Below are 15,692 nucleotides of genomic sequence, written 5' to 3'. Positions count from 1 at the left end.
AAGGGATGTGTCTATTGGGACAAGCCGCATGGGCGAAAAGTCGTTACTATAAGCGTCTCTTTGCCTGCCTTGCCATGGACACCATGACCGAGAACGACTATCTGATCGCCTGGGGCCTCTACGCCTTTGCCGCTGTGGGCTGCCTGTTGGTAGGAATGCGCCTGACCACCTGGATGTGGCGCTGGCTGCGTGAACCGCTGCGGGTACTGATGGCAGTCTTGCTGTTCAGCCCGACCATCGTCGACCCGGTGAAGGCCAAGGTCGCGCCGTCGGTCGCCATCACCGCGCTGGACCTCGCCTTCAAGGTCGGCAATAACGCTTGGCGGGCGGTTTCCGATTTGTTCATGTACGGCATGATCGCTTTCGGTCTGTATCTGATCTTCGTGCTGATCCGCTTCCCGCTCGAACGCGCGTCGAAAGCCCGCCGCGAACAGGCCGAGGCGGCCAGGGCGGCGGCCCGCGCCGATGAGCGTGACGACGACCAGCCGTTCGGCGCGGCCGGTGATGACCGTTACGGTCGCCCACCGGTACCGAGCAATCCGCAGCGCATGCGGGTCGAGCCGCGTCTGTAATCCGAGAATCCGCACATGTGTGAATTATTGGGCATGAGTGCCAACGTGCCGACCGACATTGTGTTCAGCTTCACCGGCCTGATGCAGCGCGGCGGTCGCACCGGGCCGCACCGCGACGGCTGGGGCATCGCCTTCTACGAGGGCCGTGGCCTGCGCCTGTTCCAGGATCCGGCGGCGAGCAGCGAGTCCGAAGTCGCCAATCTGGTGCAGCGCTATCCGATCAAGAGTGAAGTGGTCATCGGCCACATCCGCCAGGCCAACGTTGGCAAGGTCTGCCTGTCCAATACCCATCCGTTCGTGCGCGAACTGTGGGGACGCAACTGGTGCTTTGCGCACAACGGCCAGCTCGCCGGTTTCACCCCGATCAAGAGTTTCTACCGCCCGGTCGGCGATACCGACAGCGAGGCGGCCTTCTGCGATTTGCTCAACCGTGTGCGTGCAGCCTTTCCGGAACCGGTCGATATCGAAGCGCTGTTGCCCGATCTGGTCGCTGCCTGCGCCGAGTATCGCAGCAAGGGCGTGTTCAACTGCCTGCTCAGCGACGGTGACTGGCTGTTCTGTTATTGCTCGACCAAACTGGCACAGATCACCCGGCGTGCCCCGTTCGGCCCGGCGCGGTTGAAGGATGTCGATGTGATCGTCGATTTCCAGGCCGAAACCACGCCCAACGACGTGGTCACCGTTATCGCCACCGAGCCTTTGACCGAAAACGAAACCTGGACCCGCTACGAACCGGGCCAATGGAGCCTGTGGCGACGCGGTGAATGCGTAAGCCACGGCAAGACCGAATAAGGATTGCACCTCATGTTGCTCAGTTATGTACGGCTGGTGTTGTTTGCAGCGGGTCTGTTGATCGGTGTCCAGGTGCCGGGGTTCATCAACGATTACGCCAAGCGCGTCGAGGCGCACCTGATCGAAGCGCAGACGGGCCTGCGTGGTTTTCAGGGCACGGCCGAGCAGTTTTTCAAAGGCGATATGCAGGCATTGGTTGCGCATTACCGGGCCAGTGAAGACCCGATCTTTCGCAGCGATGCCGACAGCCTGAATACCTTGCTCACCCGACAGGTTGCTTTGGATAAACAGTTTCAGGCGATGCAGGGGCCGTGGTACATCCGCTTCCTGCAGGTGGTACTGGCCGCCGATCCGGACATCCGCAAGGAGACCTGGAATGGCTACAGCTATCAGATTCTGCTGACGCCCGAAGCGATGATCTGGGGCATGAGCGGGGCGTTGCTGCTGTCGTTCGGCATTGAATGCCTGTTCCGCCTGATCGATTGGGTGGTGCTCGGTGGCCGGCGTCTGCGCCAGAGCCGGCCGATCGAAGATCGCGACGTGCGTGGCTTGTAAGGCTTAAGACAATCCGCTGAGTCAAGAGGGGATTCTGTGGCAGGGGGATTCTGTGGCGAGGGGATTTATCCCCGTTGGGCTGCGCAGCAGCCCCAAAACCTGCAACTGCGGTGCCTCTGAAAGATCGCATTGGCCGTAATGACGACTGCTGCGCAGCCGAGCGGGGATAAATCCCCTCGCCGCGGGATGTGGTCAGTCAGTGAGGGTGATGCAGTCCTTGCCCATCTTGTGCGCATACCCCGCCAGCACCTGCTGACACAACGTCACAATTTCCTCGACCCACTCAACCCCGACCCGCCACGACACCACCACTGGCAGATTCTCCGGTCGCTGATCGATGTCGAGCAAGGTCAATTCCCCGCGCGCCAGCTCTTCAGCCACCAGCACCGGTGGCAGCGCGCCAATACCAAAACCATCACGCAGCAATCGGGTAATCGCCGACACCGAATTCACGCAGTTCAAGCGCGGTGCCATGATGCCGTTGGCCTGCATCAGCGCGAGTATGTCCTGGTGCGGTCGTGAGTTTTTCGAGTAGGTGATGATCCGCTCCTGCGCCAGTTCGGCGAGGTCGGCGTAGTCGCGGTTGTAGATCGAGTTGCTGGCGACAATCCAGCCCAGCGGATGGCTGGCCAATTCCAGGCTGCGCACGCTTTCATGACGTACCAGGTCGGTCTGCAGAATGATATCGAGAAAGCCTTTTTGCAGCTGATCGCAGAGATTCAGCGCGGTATCGGCCACCAGTTCGATTTCCAGCCGCGGATACAGATCGGTGATCTGCGCCACCAACGGGCTGAGCCAGGTATGGATGACCGTGTCCATCACACCGATGCGCACCCGGCCGACCTTGCTCGAACGGGTCTCGATCGACTGTTTCAACGCCGCCATGGTGTCGAGCATCTGCTCGGCATAGTCCAGCACTTTCAGACCTTCTGGCGTCAGGCTGACACCTCGCGAATCGCGCAGAAACAGCTTGACCCCCAGCTCGCCCTCAAGCACCGCAATGCGGCTGGAAATCGACGCCTGGGTGGTGAACAGCTTGTCGGCGGTCAGGCGAAAACTCTTCAGTCGGGCGACCCAGACAAAGGTCTCGAGAAACTTCAGGTTCATGGGCAAGGCTCGGGTGACAAATTTTTCTTATGCCTAAGGCGGGTTTTTATTCGTTGGACGGCGCAGGGCGGGGCGACGAAAAATCGGCGCATCCGGTTCCCACGATAGGCGTCGTCGGGGCTGCGAACAAGACCAATAAAAACCTGCGGAGATTTGCCATGAGTGCTCCAGACACCGTCCCTTTACCCAAGCCTGCGGCACGTCCGGGGCCGTTCGACTGGTATCGCAACATCAATCAGCAGGAGCGCCGGACTTTCTGGAGCTGCAAGATCGGCTATGGCCTGGATGGCATGGACACGCAGATGCTCAGCTTCGTCGTGCCGACGCTGATTGCAATGTGGGGCATCACCACCGGTGAAGCCGGGCTGATCCACACCAGCACACTGATCGCCTCGGCCATTGGCGGCTGGGTCGCCGGTATTCTCTCTGACCGCATTGGTCGCGTGCGCACCCTGCAACTGACCGTGCTGTGGTTTGCCTTCTTCACCTTTCTCTGCGGCTTCGCGCAAAACTACGAACAACTGTTGATCGCCCGCACCCTGATGGGCTTCGGTTTTGGTGGCGAGTGGACCGCCGGCGCCGTGCTGATCGGTGAAGTGATCCGCGCCCAGGATCGCGGCAAAGCGGTGGGCATGGTGCAATCTGGCTGGGCGCTGGGCTGGGGCCTGACGGCGATTCTGTATGCGCTGCTGTTTTCGGTGTTGCCACCGGAAGATGCCTGGCGCGCGCTGTTCATCCTCGGCATCGTGCCGGCGGTGTTCGTGATTTTCGTCCGTCGATTGGTGAAAGATCCGGAGATCTATCGCCAAGCCAAAGCCGCGCAAACGCCTGAGAATCCAGCGAAGTTCTACGAGATTTTTGCCCCGGGCATGCTCTTCACGACCTTTCGCGCTTCGTTGCTGACCACCGGCGCGCTGGGCGGTTACTACGCGATCACGTCCTGGCTGCCAACCTTCCTCAAAAACGAGCGCGGTTTGAGCGTGCTTGGCACTGGCGGTTATCTGGCGATGGTCATCGTCGGCTCCTACGTCGGCTATGTGGTCAGCGCTTATCTGACCGATCTGTTGGGACGCAAAAGAAACTTCATCCTGTTTGCCGTCGGATCCTTCACCATTGTGTTGCTGTACACCCAGATGCCGGTCAGCAACGGTGTGATGCTGTGGCTGGGCTTTCCGCTGGGCTTCTTCGCCTCAGGCATATTCAGCGGCATGGGCGCGTTTCTTACCGAACTGTTCCCCACGCGCATTCGCGGTTCGGGACAGGGCTTCTGCTACAACATCGGTCGAGCGCTGGCAGCGCTGTTTCCCCTGCTGATCGGTCTGCTCAGTCAGAAAGTGCCGCTGAGCATGGGCATCGGTGCCTTCGCGGCGGTGTCCTACGGCGTGGTCATTCTCGCGGCGTTGAGCCTGCCAGAGACGCGGGGCAAGCAACTCGACGCGCAGTAACTGATAACCTGCGGGGCACTGTCCTACAGATAAAAAGACAAGCAGCTACAGGAGTGTTCACCGTGAGCCGCCTGCTATTGAATTGCGACATTGGCGAGAGCTTCGGCAGCTGGACGATGGGTCTGGATGCCGAGGTCATGCCCTTCATCGATTGCGCCAACGTCGCCTGCGGTTTCCATGCCGGTGATCCGAGCATCATGCGCGAAACCGTGGCGCTGGCGCTCAGGCACGGTGTGCAGATTGGCGCGCACCCGGCCTATCAGGATCTGGTCGGTTTCGGTCGCCGCTCCATGGCGTATTCCGCGCAGGAACTGCAAGACATCCTGCATTACCAGATCGGCGCCCTCGACGGCATCTGCAAGGCGCAGGGCGGACGGGTCAGTTACGTCAAACCCCACGGCGCGATGTACAACGACATGATGGCCAATCCAGCGCAATTGCGTGCGGTCATTCAGGCCGTGGCCGCTTATGACCGCAGTCTGCCGTTGATGCTGATGGCCACCTGTGACAACGCGGCGGCGCAGCAGATTGGCGATGAACACGGCGTGACGCTGTGGTTTGAAGCCTTCGCCGATCGCGCCTACGACAGCGCAGGCCGGCTGGTTTCGCGGCAATTGCCGGGCGCGGTGCATCACGATCCCGAAAGCATCGTCGCGCAAGCTTTGACCATCGCCCGTGGCGGCGAGCTCATTGCCAGCGATGGCAGCGCTTTACACTTGCGCGCCAATACCCTCTGCGTACACGGCGACAATGCCAGCTCGGTGGCCGCGGTGCAGCGTATCCGCCAAGCCCTGAATGCGCAGGGCGCGTCATGAACCCAAGGATCGAAGTCGTGGCGGTGGACTGCCTGATGCTACGTCTGTTCGACGACATTGCCGAAGTCAACATGCCATGGATGCTCGCCGCTGCAGAGCGCTTGCGGGTGGGGTTCGGCGCACAGCTCATCGATCTGGTGCCGTCGTATACGACGTTGATGGTGCATTACGATTTGATGGTTTTGTCTCCGGCTCAGGCGCGAGAGCTGATCGCCGATGCGTTGATCGACCTGTCGCCGACTGCACGAACCGGTGGCCGATGTCACGTCTTGCCGGTCTGGTATGACCTGAGTGTCGGCCCGGAACTGAGCCTGTTGGCCGAACGCAGCGGGCTGGCGGTGGAGGAGGTGATTCGTCGCCACAGTGCGCGTGAGTATCAAGTGTTCGCCCTCGGTTTTGCGCCAGGGTTTGCCTTCATGGGACTGGTCGAAGAAGTTCTGGCAGCACCACGCCTGGACACACCGCGCAAAAAAGTCGCCGCCGGCAGCGTCGGCATCGCCGAGCGACAGACGGCGGCTTATCCGGTGGTATCGCCCGGTGGCTGGAACCTGATCGGGCGCACCCCGGCAAAACTGTTCGATCGCCATCGCGACGGTTACAGCCTGATGCAGCCCGGCGACACGGTACGCTTCGAAGCGGTCGACCACGCCGAATTCGTAAACCTGGGCGGCGACGACACGCCACTGGGGGCGCGGGCATGAGTCGGCTGACGATTGAAGCGAGTACACCGCTGTGCCTGTTGCAAGACGCCGGGCGGTTTGGCGTACGGCATTTGGGCGTGACCCAGGGCGGTGCGGCGGACTGGTGTTCGATGAGCTGGGCCAACTGGCTGCTGGGCAATGGGCTGGATGCCGCGGTGGTAGAAATCACCCTCGGCGGGTTCGCCGTGACGGCTGAGGAGGATTGCCTGCTGGCGCTGGCCGGGGCAGATCTTGGCGCGCAAATCGACGGCCAGCCGCTGGCGCCGTGGCGCAGTTTCGCACTGGCGAAAGGGCAGACATTGCGGCTCACCCAGCCTTTGCTCGGTGCTCGCGCCTACCTCGCAGCGCCCGGTGGTTTTGCCGCGCCGCAGGTGCTGGGCAGCCGTGCCACGGTGGTGCGCGAAGAACTGGGCGGTCTCGATGGGATGGGTTCGCCGCTCGGCAAAGGAGCGACGCTCGGTTATGGCGGGGAAGGGCTGGCGGCGCGTGAAGTGCCTTTGGCGCTGCGGCCGGATTTCACCAGGGACACACCTCTGCATCTGGTACTGGGCGCACAGATTGGTCAGTTCAGCGGGCAGAGTCTGTTTGATGTCTTCAACAGTGCCTGGACGCTGGACAGCCGCGCCGATCGCATGGGCATACGTTTGCTGGGCAAGACGCTGCACTACCAAGGCTTACCGATGATTTCGGAGGGCATTCCGTCAGGAGCATTGCAAGTGCCGCCGGACGGACAGCCGATTGTGTTGCTCAATGATCGGCAGACCATTGGCGGATATCCGCGACTGGGCGCGTTGACACCGCTGGCATTGGCGCGGCTGGCGCAGTGCCTGCCGGGGGCGAAGGTGAGATTGAGGCCGGTGGTGCAGGAAGTGGCTCATCGCGAGCATGTCGCGTATTTGCAGCGCTTTGAAGATCGCTAAAAGCTTCGCGAGCAGGCTCGCTCCCACAGGTAAATGCGTTCCAGTGTGGGAGCGAGCCTGCTCGCGAAGGCGTCGGTCCAGCCAGCGGGATTATTTGGAAAGAAACCGCATCCCTTCCTCAAGCCCGCGCAACGTCAACGGATACATCTGATCCTCGATCAGATCCCGCACGATATTGGTCGAGGAGGTATAACCCCACGTGTCTTTAGGATATGGATTGATCCAGATGAGCTTCTTGTACTTCTCCATGAAGCGCTGCATCCACACATAACCCGGTTCTTCGTTCCAATGCTCGACACTGCCGCCGGCCTGGGTGATTTCATAGGGCGCCATGGCGGCGTCACCGATGAAAATCACTTTGTAGTCGGCGCCGTACTTGTGCAGCAGATCCTGGGTCGAGGTGCGCTCGGACGTGCGGCGCATGTTGTTCTTCCACACCGACTCATAAATGAAGTTATGGAAATAGAAATACTCCAAGTGCTTGAACTCCGTCTTGCACGCCGAGAACAACTCTTCGCAGATCTTCACGTGCGCGTCCATCGAGCCGCCGATGTCGAACAGCAGCAACAGCTTCACCGTGTTGCGGCGCTCCGGGCGCATCTGGATGTTCAGCAGGCCGGCATCCTTGGCGGTATGGTCGATAGTGCCGTCGATGTCGAGCTCTTCCGCCGCGCCCTGGCGGGCAAATTTGCGTAAACGGCGCAGGGCGACCTTGATATTGCGCGTGCCCAGTTCCACCGAGTCGTCGAGGTTCTTGTACTCGCGCTGATCCCAGACTTTTACCGCTTTGCCCTGGCGCTTGCCGGCGTCGCCTACCCGAATGCCTTCGGGGTTGAAACCGCCGGAACCGAACGGGCTGGTGCCGCCAGTGCCGATCCATTTGTTGCCGCCGGCGTGGCGTTCCTTCTGTTCTTCCAGGCGCTTCTTGAATTCTTCAATCAGCTTGTCCAGACCGCCGAGGGACTGGATTTGCGCGCGTTCTTCGTCGGTCAGCGAACGCTCGAATTCCTTGCGCAGCCAATCTTCGGGAATCAGCGCCTGCAAGTGATCGTCGAGTTTCTCCAGACCGTTGAAGTAGGCGCCGAACGCCCGGTCGAACTTGTCGAAATGTCGCTCGTCCTTCACCAGAATCGCCCGCGACAGGTAATAAAACTCGTCCATATCGGCGAAGGTCACGCGCTGTTTCAGCGCATTGATCAGGTCGAGCAGTTCGCGCACCGACACCGGCACCTTGGCTGCACGCATTTCGTTGAACAGGTTGAGCAGCATGACGATGGCCTTATCGAGAGCCGCGACGGCTCATGAATGCAAGGCGCTCAAGCAACTGCACGTCTTGCTCGTTCTTTACCAGCGCGCCTGCCAGCGGCGGAATCGCCTTGGTCGGATCGCGCTCGCGCAGCACCGCTTCGCCGATATTGTCGGCCATCAGCAGCTTCAGCCAGTCGACCAGCTCCGATGTCGAAGGCTTTTTCTTCAGGCCCGGCACCTTGCGCACGTCGAAGAACACGTCCAGCGCTTCGCTGACCAGATCCTTTTTGATGTCCGGGTAATGCACGTCAACGATTTTCTGCAGCGTGGTGCGGTCGGGGAACGCGATGTAGTGGAAGAAGCAGCGGCGCAGGAACGCATCCGGCAGCTCTTTCTCGTTGTTGGAGGTAATGATGATGATCGGGCGCTTTTTGGCCTTGATGGTCTCGTCGATCTCGTAAACGTAGAACTCCATCTTGTCGAGTTCTTGCAGCAGGTCGTTGGGGAATTCGATGTCGGCCTTGTCGATTTCGTCGATCAGCAGAATGACCCGCTCCTCGGACTCGAAGGCCTCCCACAGCTTGCCCTTCTTCAGGTAATTGCGCACGTCGTGGACTTTTTCATTGCCCAGTTGCGAGTCGCGCAAGCGGCTGACCGCGTCGTACTCGTACAGACCTTGATGAGCCTTGGTGGTCGACTTGATGTGCCAGGTGATCAGCCTAGCGCCGAACGATTCGGCCAGTTGCTCGGCAAGCATGGTCTTGCCGGTGCCCGGCTCGCCCTTGACCAGCAGCGGTCGCTCCAGGGTGATGGCGGCGTTGACGGCCAGCTTCAGGTCATCGGTGGCGACGTAGGCCTGGGTGCCTTCGAACTTCATCTGTTAATCCTCGAACGGTAACGCTGACCTTGCGGGCAGGGCGGGGCGAAATAATCGGATGCCCGACTATAACGCGCAGTCCGGTCAACTGTGAACGCAGACGGCTTATTCAGTCTCTGAATGGAGCGTCACATGTTGACTCAGTCTCGGCGGATGGCCAGTATTCTCATTGGCCTGTCTAGGCTGGGATTCGCTGCAACAGCGCTCATCAATAGCGGCTGAGGACACTGGTCGATATGTCGTCAGCCGCAAAACTTAGCCCTCATCCGGCGTCGGCCGCTCGTACCGCGCATTGAAGGCCTGGATAAATCCATTACGCAAAATCTGCAAGAACGCTTCGAAGGCGTTGACGTTTTGCTGGTGGACATTGCCGCTGAGTTCGACGCGGGTGGCGAACTGGTTTTTGTTCTGGTTTTTCAGTGCAGTTTCGGTGCCGCCGACCAATGCTTCCCAGATTGAGCGGAACAGGCCCTTGTTCTCGTTCTCGACGTCCTGCTGCCAGTTGAACACGTCGACGTCGCGCAGCAGGGGTTTGATATAGCCGGTCAGGCGAGCGTTCTCTGCCTTGGCTTCAATTACCACATCACCGTGGCCGGCATTGAAATCGAATTTACCGTAGGCCGCGGCGAAGTCGTTCATGCGCTTGAGCTCGATGTTGCGAGCGCGCAGGCGAAATTCGAAGTTTTCGAAGTTGCTCAGCGGGTCGAATGTCGCGGTGGTTTCCATTGGCGCGTGGCCGAGCAACAGGGCCTTGCCTTCGAAACGGGCGTCACGCTTGCCCTCCTTGTCGACCACGTTGGTCAGGTTGTAAAAACTGGCGTTGACGTTGCTGGCATTCAGGTTGACGGGCGGTTTGGAGTTGAAGTTGCGGAACGTGATGCGACCATCATTGATCTGCACCTCATCGAGCGTAATCGGCAACAATTTGCCCAATTGCTCGCGCCAGTCGGTGCCCTGACCGGTCTGCGAGTTCTGTTTGTTGGCGCCGCCATCGACGAAGTTGATCTCAGGGTTGAGGAATTGCACCTGTGCGACCACGGCATGGTCGTACCACAGTGAATGCCAGCTGACTGACAGGTCGATCAGCGGTGCGTCGACGAAGGGCACCGGCACCTTGCCGTCGACCTTGACGATTTTCAGGCCGTTGATTTTGTACGCGCCGCGCCACAGCGCCAGATCGACATCGGTGATCTGGCCGCGGTAATCGCCCATGTCCGCCAGCTTGTCATTGAGGTAGTCGCGCACCAGATAAGGCAGGGCGATGTGCAGGGCGACCAGCAGCACAACGACCCCGGCGAGGGTCCAGAGCGGCCAACTGTAACGACGCTTCATGATGGTTCCTTGGTCAGGGTTCCTTGATGACTCAATGCGATTGACTGCCGGCATTTGCAGACGTTCGACCCGACTGGACTGTGATGGACAACAGGCTTACCTTGAAAAGCTGAATTCAACGCTGCACAAGGACCCAGCCATGAGCCGTATATTCGCTGACAACGCCCACTCCATCGGCAATACGCCGTTGGTACAGATCAACCGCATCGCGCCGCGTGGCGTGACCATTCTGGCCAAGATCGAGGGGCGCAACCCCGGTTACTCGGTGAAGTGCCGGATCGGCGCGAACATGATCTGGGATGCCGAAAGCAGCGGCAGACTCAAGCCAGGCATGACCATTGTCGAACCCACTTCAGGCAACACCGGTATCGGCCTGGCCTTCGTTGCCGCTGCGCGCGGGTACAAATTGATGTTGACCATGCCGGCTTCGATGAGTATCGAACGTCGCAAGGTGCTGAAGGCATTGGGCGCAGAACTGGTGCTGACCGAACCGGCCAAAGGCATGAAAGGCGCCATCGAGAAAGCTACTGAAATCGTTGCCAGCGATGTCGGCAAGTACTTCATGCCGGCGCAGTTCGATAACCCGGCCAACCCGGCGATTCACGAAAAGACCACAGGCCCGGAAATCTGGAACGATACGGATGGTGCGGTTGACGTGCTGGTCGCCGGCGTCGGCACCGGCGGAACCATCACCGGTGTTTCGCGGTATATCAAGAACACGGCGGGTAAACCGATTCTGTCGGTGGCGGTCGAGCCGGTCTCGTCCCCGGTGATCACCCAGGCGCTGGCAGGCGAAGAGATCAAGCCGAGCCCGCACAAGATCCAGGGCATCGGCGCCGGATTTGTGCCGAAAAACCTCGATTTGTCGATGGTCGACCGGGTCGAGCAGGTCACCGACGAAGAATCGAAAGCCATGGCCCTGCGCCTGATGCAGGAAGAAGGGATTTTGTGCGGGATATCCTGCGGTGCAGCCATGGCGGTCGCGGTGCGCCTGGCAGAAACCCCGGAGATGCAAGGCAAGACCATCGTGGTGATTCTGCCGGACTCGGGCGAGCGCTATCTGTCGAGCATGTTGTTCAGTGACCTGTTCACCGAGCAGGAAACCCAGCAATAAAAAGGATCGCAGCCACAGGCGCTGCCGACGGCTGCGATTTTTCAGGCTTTTTGATGCAGGTCAGCCAGGGTTCAGGAGTCGCATGTTAATAAATGCTTTGTTGCGCAGCGCTTGATACTGAATCTTCTGTCAGGCGGGTTTTTCCCGAGGCCGGTAGTGTTTATCATGGCCGGCTGCCATGTCGGGTAAAGGGCATTGTGCAGCGTTGTCTTTATTCAAGGAGTTGTTGATGACCTTTTCGTTTGCCGCCAAGGCGTTTGTGCTGTTGCTGTTTCTGGGCAGCACGCTCTTTGTGCATTTGCGCGGCAGGGCGCGTTTGCCGGTCCTGCGTCAGTTCGTCAACCACTCGGCGCTGTTCGCCCCGTACAACGCCTTGATGTACCTGTTTTCGGGCGTGCCGTCCAAGCCGTATCTGGATCGCAGCAAGTTTCCTGAGCTCGATGTCCTGCGCGAAAACTGGCAAACCATCCGCGACGAAGCCATGCACCTGTTCGACGAGGGCTATATACGCGCCGCCGAGAAGAACAACGACGCCGGTTTCGGCTCGTTCTTCAAGAAGGGCTGGAAGCGTTTCTACCTCAAGTGGTACGACAAACCGCTGCCATCGGCCGAGGCGCTGTGCCCGAAAACCGTGGCGCTGGTCAGTGCGATTCCCAACGTCAAAGGCGCGATGTTCGCCTTGCTGCCGGGCGGCAGTCACCTCAATCCGCACCGCGACCCCTTCGCCGGTTCGCTGCGTTATCACTTGGGGCTATCGACGCCAAATTCCGACGATTGCCGGATTTTCGTCGACGGTCAGGTCTATGCCTGGCGCGACGGCGAAGACGTCATGTTCGACGAGACCTACGTGCATTGGGTCAAGAATGAAACCGAGCAGACCCGCGTGATCCTTTTCTGCGATATCGAACGTCCCCTGAGCAACCGCTTCATGACGCGCATCAACCGCTTTATCAGCGGCTGGCTCGGCCGCGCCACCGCGCCACAGAACCTCGATGACGAACGCGTTGGCGGTATCAATCAGGCTTATGCCTGGAGCAAGCGTTTCAGCGACCGGTTCAGCGGCATGGTCAAACAGTGGAAACGCCGCCATCCCAAGGCCTACCGCGTGATGCGGCCGGTGTTGGCGGTGCTGGTGCTGACGTTGTTGGGGTATTGGTTGTTTGGTTGAAGTCGGACCAGAAATAAAAAACCGCTCCTTTGGAGCGGTTTTTTTCAGAGTCGGCCAGCAGCAAGCACACAGGGCTCGTCTTCGATGCCGTTGATTACCAGTTGCAAAAGACGCCGTTGACTGGCTGTCAATGCACGATCAGCCGATCCTTTGGTTTTCAGCGACCTGACTATCGTCTCGGGAGGTCTTTTTCTTGATTTACTCATAGCCCCTCCCGTTTTGGTTATTAACTGATTGGTTTTCACAGTACTGGATTCTCCAAGGTTTTGTTCTTCGTCGACTATTGTTCGGGTTCGCAAAGCACAGGCCGCAGAGCAGCCCATCGAACCAGATAGAGAAATCCTGGGAGCGTGGCTCACGCGCTTTCCATGCGATGACTTCATGCCAGGAAAAGTATGGGGCTTCCCATAGTTCCAAGGCATTCAGCGCCTGCCTGTTTATAGGTTCGAATCGAATCAGGGATAAATCCATAATCGAAGCGTCGGCCGTCTTGAGTTGACCCTGTAAGCAGGCGAGATGCGAAGCTGCCCGCTTCCGCGCCTCTGACCGATACCACTGATACCGCAAATACGTCCGTTCCCTTGGCATGTAATCCCGTGCATTCCATGTCTCCTGACAATCCGCTGTCACCGCCAATCACCCTAATCACCCAGCGCCGCACTGTCGCTACCGGCCCTTTGCCCAAGTCATTGCAATCTGTGTCCTGCGCTGGTTATAGTCAGCTCGCGCGAGCCGCCGTGCTCACGCTTTCATCTCTCAATGAAGATCTGTATCCATGCCTGCATCCCTCATCAACGCGGTAGTCGATTCAGCGGTCAACGCTGGCGTCGTGCCGTGCGGGAATCAGCAGCCTGTGCAGATCAGCCATTACCCACCACCTGTCAGTAGCACGCCGGTGTGCGCAGTCGTAGCGCCGCCGGGCGTTGGTGTTCCGGGCTGATCGGCCGTTTCTGCCGACTCCCGCGCCCGCCACAAAAAAACTACTGAATTTCAGCTTCGGCTGAATTGGCTATTTGCCTGACTACAGGTGGTATTCATGTTTGTCCTTTCGAAACAATCCGCGCTCGCGGCGGCGTCCACGAGCCTGTTCGTTCTGCTGTGGAGCAGCGGGGCGATTTTCTCAAAATGGGGCCTGGCCCATGCTTCGCCCTTTGCCTTTCTACTGATTCGCTTCGCAATCGCGCTGTGCGGGCTGTTGCTGCTGGCGCCGCTGCTGAAATTGAGGTGGCCCAAGGGCGGCAAACCGATGCTGTTTGCGATCGCCACGGGGCTGGTGTTGCTTGGGGCCTATCAGATCTTTTATCTGCTGGCCCTGAACAGCAAAGTCACCCCGGGGGTGATGGCGACGATCATGGGCGTGCAGCCGATCCTGACGGTGGTGCTGATGGAACGGCAGCGCTCGGCCAGCCGGATGTTCGGACTGGCGCTGGGGTTGGCGGGGCTGATCATGGTGGTTTATCAGGGCATCGGTCTGGCCGGCATGTCTTGGGCGGGAATGTTGTTCGGACTGCTGGCGCTGGCGAGCATGACACTCGGCTCGATCATGCAGAAACGCATCACCGACAATCCCCTCGGCACGCTGCCGGTGCAGTATCTGGCCGGGTTGCTGCTGTGCGCGGTTTTCGTACCGTTTCAGCCATTCCACTTCGAGCACAGCAGCGGTTTTGTCGTGCCGGTTTTGTGGATGGGTCTGGTCGTCTCGGTGCTGGCGACGCTGTTGCTGTATCGCCTGATCGCGCGGGGTAACCTGGTCAACGTCACCAGCCTGTTCTATCTGGTGCCGGCGGTGACAGCGGTGATGGATTACCTGATTTTTGGTAATCGGCTGGCGGCGTTGAGTGTGTTGGGGATGGTGTTGATTATTGTTGGGTTGGCATTTGTGTTCCGTAAAACCGGATAGCGGAAAGATAGGCGGTGGCTGTTCGGGCGCCATCGCGAGCAGGCTCACTCTTACAGTTGGAATGCATTCCCCTGTAGGAGTGAGCCTGCTCGCGATGGCGATTCTATAAACAAAGCAGATTACCGATTCATAACTTCTGCAGGCTTCACCACTGCCGGCTTCAACACCAGCCACAGCGCCAGCGCAATCAACACCCCACCATAAACATGCGCCATCGACAGCGGCTCATCGAGCAACAACGCCCCCCACAACACGCCAAACGGCGGGATCATGAAGGTCACGGTCATCGACTTTACCGGGCCGATCGAGCTGAGCAGGCGGAAATAAATGATGTAGGCAAACGCGGTACAGCCCAGGCCCAGACCGAGCAGCGACAGCCAGACGCTCCAGCCGCCCCAACTGACCGGCGGAGCGCTGATGACGCTATAACCGAACAACGGCAGCAAAAACAACGTTGCGCCCAGCATACTGCCCAGCGCCGACAGACGGCTGTCCAGCCCGCCCGCCTGATCCAGCCAGCGCCGTGCGAGGAATCCGGCGAAACCGTAGCAGGTAGTCGCCAGCAGGCAGGCGACCGCCCCCAGCAGCAGTTGCAGATCGAACGCCACCGGCCCGGCACGGGTCAGCACGCCGACCCCGAACAGACCGAGGAACACGCCCGCCAATTTCGCCGCCGAGAGTTTTTCACTGAAAAACAGTCCGCCAATCAGCACGCCCATCAGCGGCGTGGTGGCGTTGAAAATCGCCGAATACCCGGCCGGCAGCACTTGCGCGGCCACCGAGTACAGCGTTGCCGGGATCGCCGAATTGATCACGCCCAGCAACATCACGGTTTTCAGCTTGCCCTTGAAATCCCAGCTGATGCGCATCAGGCCCAGAATCACCAGCAGGCCTGCGGCGGCGATCGACACGCGGAAAAAACCGGTCGGAATCGTGCCGATCACTGGCGCAATAATGCGCATGAACAGAAAACTCGCGCCCCATATAGCGGCCAGCGACAACATGCGGAAAATATCGACGGGGCTCACGGGCGGCTCCTGGCTTGATCGGGACGAGAGTGTTGCCGAGGGACCTGACGATGGCAACCGTAATTCGGGCAATTAATTGTCTCGGCGAAAAATCCCGCACCGTACGTCCGGGTTCGGC

16 protein-coding genes are annotated in these 15,692 nt (G+C 59.6%); 11 read left to right on the top strand and 5 right to left on the bottom strand.

Translation table 11 applies throughout. The features are described 5' to 3' along the window. Positions 1-74: 74 nt before the first annotated feature. Genes HU739_RS10580 through HU739_RS10570 form a run of 3 tightly spaced genes read left to right on the top strand, consistent with a single transcriptional unit; the run spans position 75 to position 1,919 of the window. Positions 75-572: an MFS transporter gene (locus HU739_RS10580; RefSeq protein WP_186548817.1), complete on the top strand. Its 498-nt coding sequence runs from the start codon at positions 75-77 to the stop codon at positions 570-572. Between the two features lie 15 nt (positions 573-587). Next, complete coding sequence (locus HU739_RS10575; RefSeq protein WP_186548815.1) at positions 588-1,364, top strand: class II glutamine amidotransferase; 777 nt, start codon at positions 588-590, stop codon at positions 1,362-1,364. 12 nt (positions 1,365-1,376) lie between these two features. Beyond that, complete coding sequence (locus HU739_RS10570) at positions 1,377-1,919, top strand: DUF2937 family protein (RefSeq protein WP_034153178.1); 543 nt, start codon at positions 1,377-1,379, stop codon at positions 1,917-1,919. A gap of 192 nt (positions 1,920-2,111) precedes the next feature. On the opposite strand, the gene HU739_RS10565 is transcribed toward HU739_RS10570, so the two are convergent. Further along, positions 2,112-3,026, bottom strand: a complete 915-nt coding sequence (locus HU739_RS10565; RefSeq protein ID WP_186548813.1) for a LysR family transcriptional regulator — start codon at positions 3,024-3,026, stop codon at positions 2,112-2,114. Positions 3,027-3,184: 158 nt separating this feature from the next. Between HU739_RS10565 and HU739_RS10560 the strand changes: the two genes are divergently transcribed. The 4 genes from HU739_RS10560 (at position 3,185) to HU739_RS10545 (ending at position 6,907) form a co-directional block, all read left to right on the top strand. Beyond that, entirely contained in the window at positions 3,185-4,471 is a 1,287-nt protein-coding gene (locus tag HU739_RS10560; protein ID WP_186548810.1) for an MFS transporter, read from the top strand. Between the two features lie 62 nt (positions 4,472-4,533). After that, entirely contained in the window at positions 4,534-5,286 is a 753-nt protein-coding gene (locus HU739_RS10555) for a 5-oxoprolinase subunit PxpA (protein WP_186548808.1), read from the top strand. Further along, entirely contained in the window at positions 5,283-5,987 is a 705-nt protein-coding gene (gene pxpB, locus HU739_RS10550; protein ID WP_186548806.1) for a 5-oxoprolinase subunit PxpB, read from the top strand. The genes HU739_RS10555 and pxpB overlap by 4 nt, the downstream gene beginning before the upstream one ends. Further along, positions 5,984-6,907 (top strand): 5-oxoprolinase subunit C family protein, encoded by a 924-nt coding sequence (locus HU739_RS10545; protein ID WP_186548804.1) that lies wholly within the window; start codon positions 5,984-5,986, stop codon positions 6,905-6,907. Before pxpB ends, HU739_RS10545 begins: the two co-directional genes overlap by 4 nt. Before the next feature lie 90 nt (positions 6,908-6,997). Here HU739_RS10545 and HU739_RS10540 read toward each other — a convergent pair whose 3' ends face one another. The 3 genes from HU739_RS10540 to HU739_RS10530 all read right to left on the bottom strand — a co-directional run bounded on the left by HU739_RS10540 (position 6,998) and on the right by HU739_RS10530 (position 10,364). Then, complete coding sequence (locus HU739_RS10540; protein WP_007956512.1) at positions 6,998-8,176, bottom strand: vWA domain-containing protein; 1,179 nt, start codon at positions 8,174-8,176, stop codon at positions 6,998-7,000. A gap of 10 nt (positions 8,177-8,186) precedes the next feature. After that, positions 8,187-9,032, bottom strand: coding sequence for an AAA family ATPase (locus tag HU739_RS10535; RefSeq protein WP_186548802.1), 846 nt, complete (start codon positions 9,030-9,032; stop codon positions 8,187-8,189). 255 nt (positions 9,033-9,287) lie between these two features. After that, positions 9,288-10,364 (bottom strand): DUF748 domain-containing protein, encoded by a 1,077-nt coding sequence (locus HU739_RS10530; protein ID WP_186548800.1) that lies wholly within the window; start codon positions 10,362-10,364, stop codon positions 9,288-9,290. 139 nt (positions 10,365-10,503) lie between these two features. Here HU739_RS10530 and cysK point away from each other — a divergent pair, with 139 nt between their 5' ends. From cysK to HU739_RS10510, 4 genes are all read left to right on the top strand, one after another. Then, positions 10,504-11,478, top strand: coding sequence for a cysteine synthase A (cysK, locus tag HU739_RS10525; protein ID WP_186548798.1), 975 nt, complete (start codon positions 10,504-10,506; stop codon positions 11,476-11,478). Between the two features lie 229 nt (positions 11,479-11,707). Next, positions 11,708-12,646, top strand: coding sequence for an aspartyl/asparaginyl beta-hydroxylase domain-containing protein (locus tag HU739_RS10520; protein WP_186548796.1), 939 nt, complete (start codon positions 11,708-11,710; stop codon positions 12,644-12,646). Between the two features lie 775 nt (positions 12,647-13,421). Then, entirely contained in the window at positions 13,422-13,586 is a 165-nt protein-coding gene (locus HU739_RS10515; RefSeq protein ID WP_186548794.1) for a hypothetical protein, read from the top strand. 96 nt (positions 13,587-13,682) lie between these two features. After that, complete coding sequence (locus HU739_RS10510; RefSeq protein ID WP_186548792.1) at positions 13,683-14,546, top strand: DMT family transporter; 864 nt, start codon at positions 13,683-13,685, stop codon at positions 14,544-14,546. 119 nt (positions 14,547-14,665) lie between these two features. Here HU739_RS10510 and HU739_RS10505 read toward each other — a convergent pair whose 3' ends face one another. Further along, positions 14,666-15,574 carry a DMT family transporter gene (locus HU739_RS10505; RefSeq protein WP_186548789.1) on the bottom strand — a complete coding sequence of 303 codons (909 nt, stop codon included), beginning with the start codon at positions 15,572-15,574 and terminating at the stop codon, positions 14,666-14,668. Between the last annotated feature and the right edge of the window lie 118 nt (positions 15,575-15,692).

The sequence above is a fragment of the Pseudomonas hamedanensis genome (assembly GCF_014268595.2).
GTDB classification, from domain to species: domain Bacteria; phylum Pseudomonadota; class Gammaproteobacteria; order Pseudomonadales; family Pseudomonadaceae; genus Aquipseudomonas; species Aquipseudomonas hamedanensis.
Note: the sequence above shows the minus strand (reverse complement) of the source record. Positions and strands in the feature narration are given on the sequence as shown.

What these genes read in the sequence shown, in the direction of transcription:
- HU739_RS10580 (WP_186548817.1), top strand. Translation starts at nt 75, where the DNA reads ATGGACACCATGACCGAGAACGACTATCTGATCGCCTGGGGCCTCTAC.
- HU739_RS10575 (WP_186548815.1), top strand. Translation starts at nt 588, where the DNA reads ATGTGTGAATTATTGGGCATGAGTGCCAACGTGCCGACCGACATTGTG.
- HU739_RS10570 (WP_034153178.1), top strand. Translation starts at nt 1,377, where the DNA reads ATGTTGCTCAGTTATGTACGGCTGGTGTTGTTTGCAGCGGGTCTGTTG.
- HU739_RS10565 (WP_186548813.1), bottom strand. Translation starts at nt 3,026, where the DNA reads ATGAACCTGAAGTTTCTCGAGACCTTTGTCTGGGTCGCCCGACTGAAG.
- HU739_RS10560 (WP_186548810.1), top strand. Translation starts at nt 3,185, where the DNA reads ATGAGTGCTCCAGACACCGTCCCTTTACCCAAGCCTGCGGCACGTCCG.
- pxpB (WP_186548806.1), top strand. Translation starts at nt 5,283, where the DNA reads ATGAACCCAAGGATCGAAGTCGTGGCGGTGGACTGCCTGATGCTACGT.
- HU739_RS10545 (WP_186548804.1), top strand. Translation starts at nt 5,984, where the DNA reads ATGAGTCGGCTGACGATTGAAGCGAGTACACCGCTGTGCCTGTTGCAA.
- HU739_RS10540 (WP_007956512.1), bottom strand. Translation starts at nt 8,176, where the DNA reads ATGCTGCTCAACCTGTTCAACGAAATGCGTGCAGCCAAGGTGCCGGTG.
- HU739_RS10535 (WP_186548802.1), bottom strand. Translation starts at nt 9,032, where the DNA reads ATGAAGTTCGAAGGCACCCAGGCCTACGTCGCCACCGATGACCTGAAG.
- HU739_RS10530 (WP_186548800.1), bottom strand. Translation starts at nt 10,364, where the DNA reads ATGAAGCGTCGTTACAGTTGGCCGCTCTGGACCCTCGCCGGGGTCGTT.
- cysK (WP_186548798.1), top strand. Translation starts at nt 10,504, where the DNA reads ATGAGCCGTATATTCGCTGACAACGCCCACTCCATCGGCAATACGCCG.
- HU739_RS10520 (WP_186548796.1), top strand. Translation starts at nt 11,708, where the DNA reads ATGACCTTTTCGTTTGCCGCCAAGGCGTTTGTGCTGTTGCTGTTTCTG.
- HU739_RS10515 (WP_186548794.1), top strand. Translation starts at nt 13,422, where the DNA reads ATGCCTGCATCCCTCATCAACGCGGTAGTCGATTCAGCGGTCAACGCT.
- HU739_RS10510 (WP_186548792.1), top strand. Translation starts at nt 13,683, where the DNA reads ATGTTTGTCCTTTCGAAACAATCCGCGCTCGCGGCGGCGTCCACGAGC.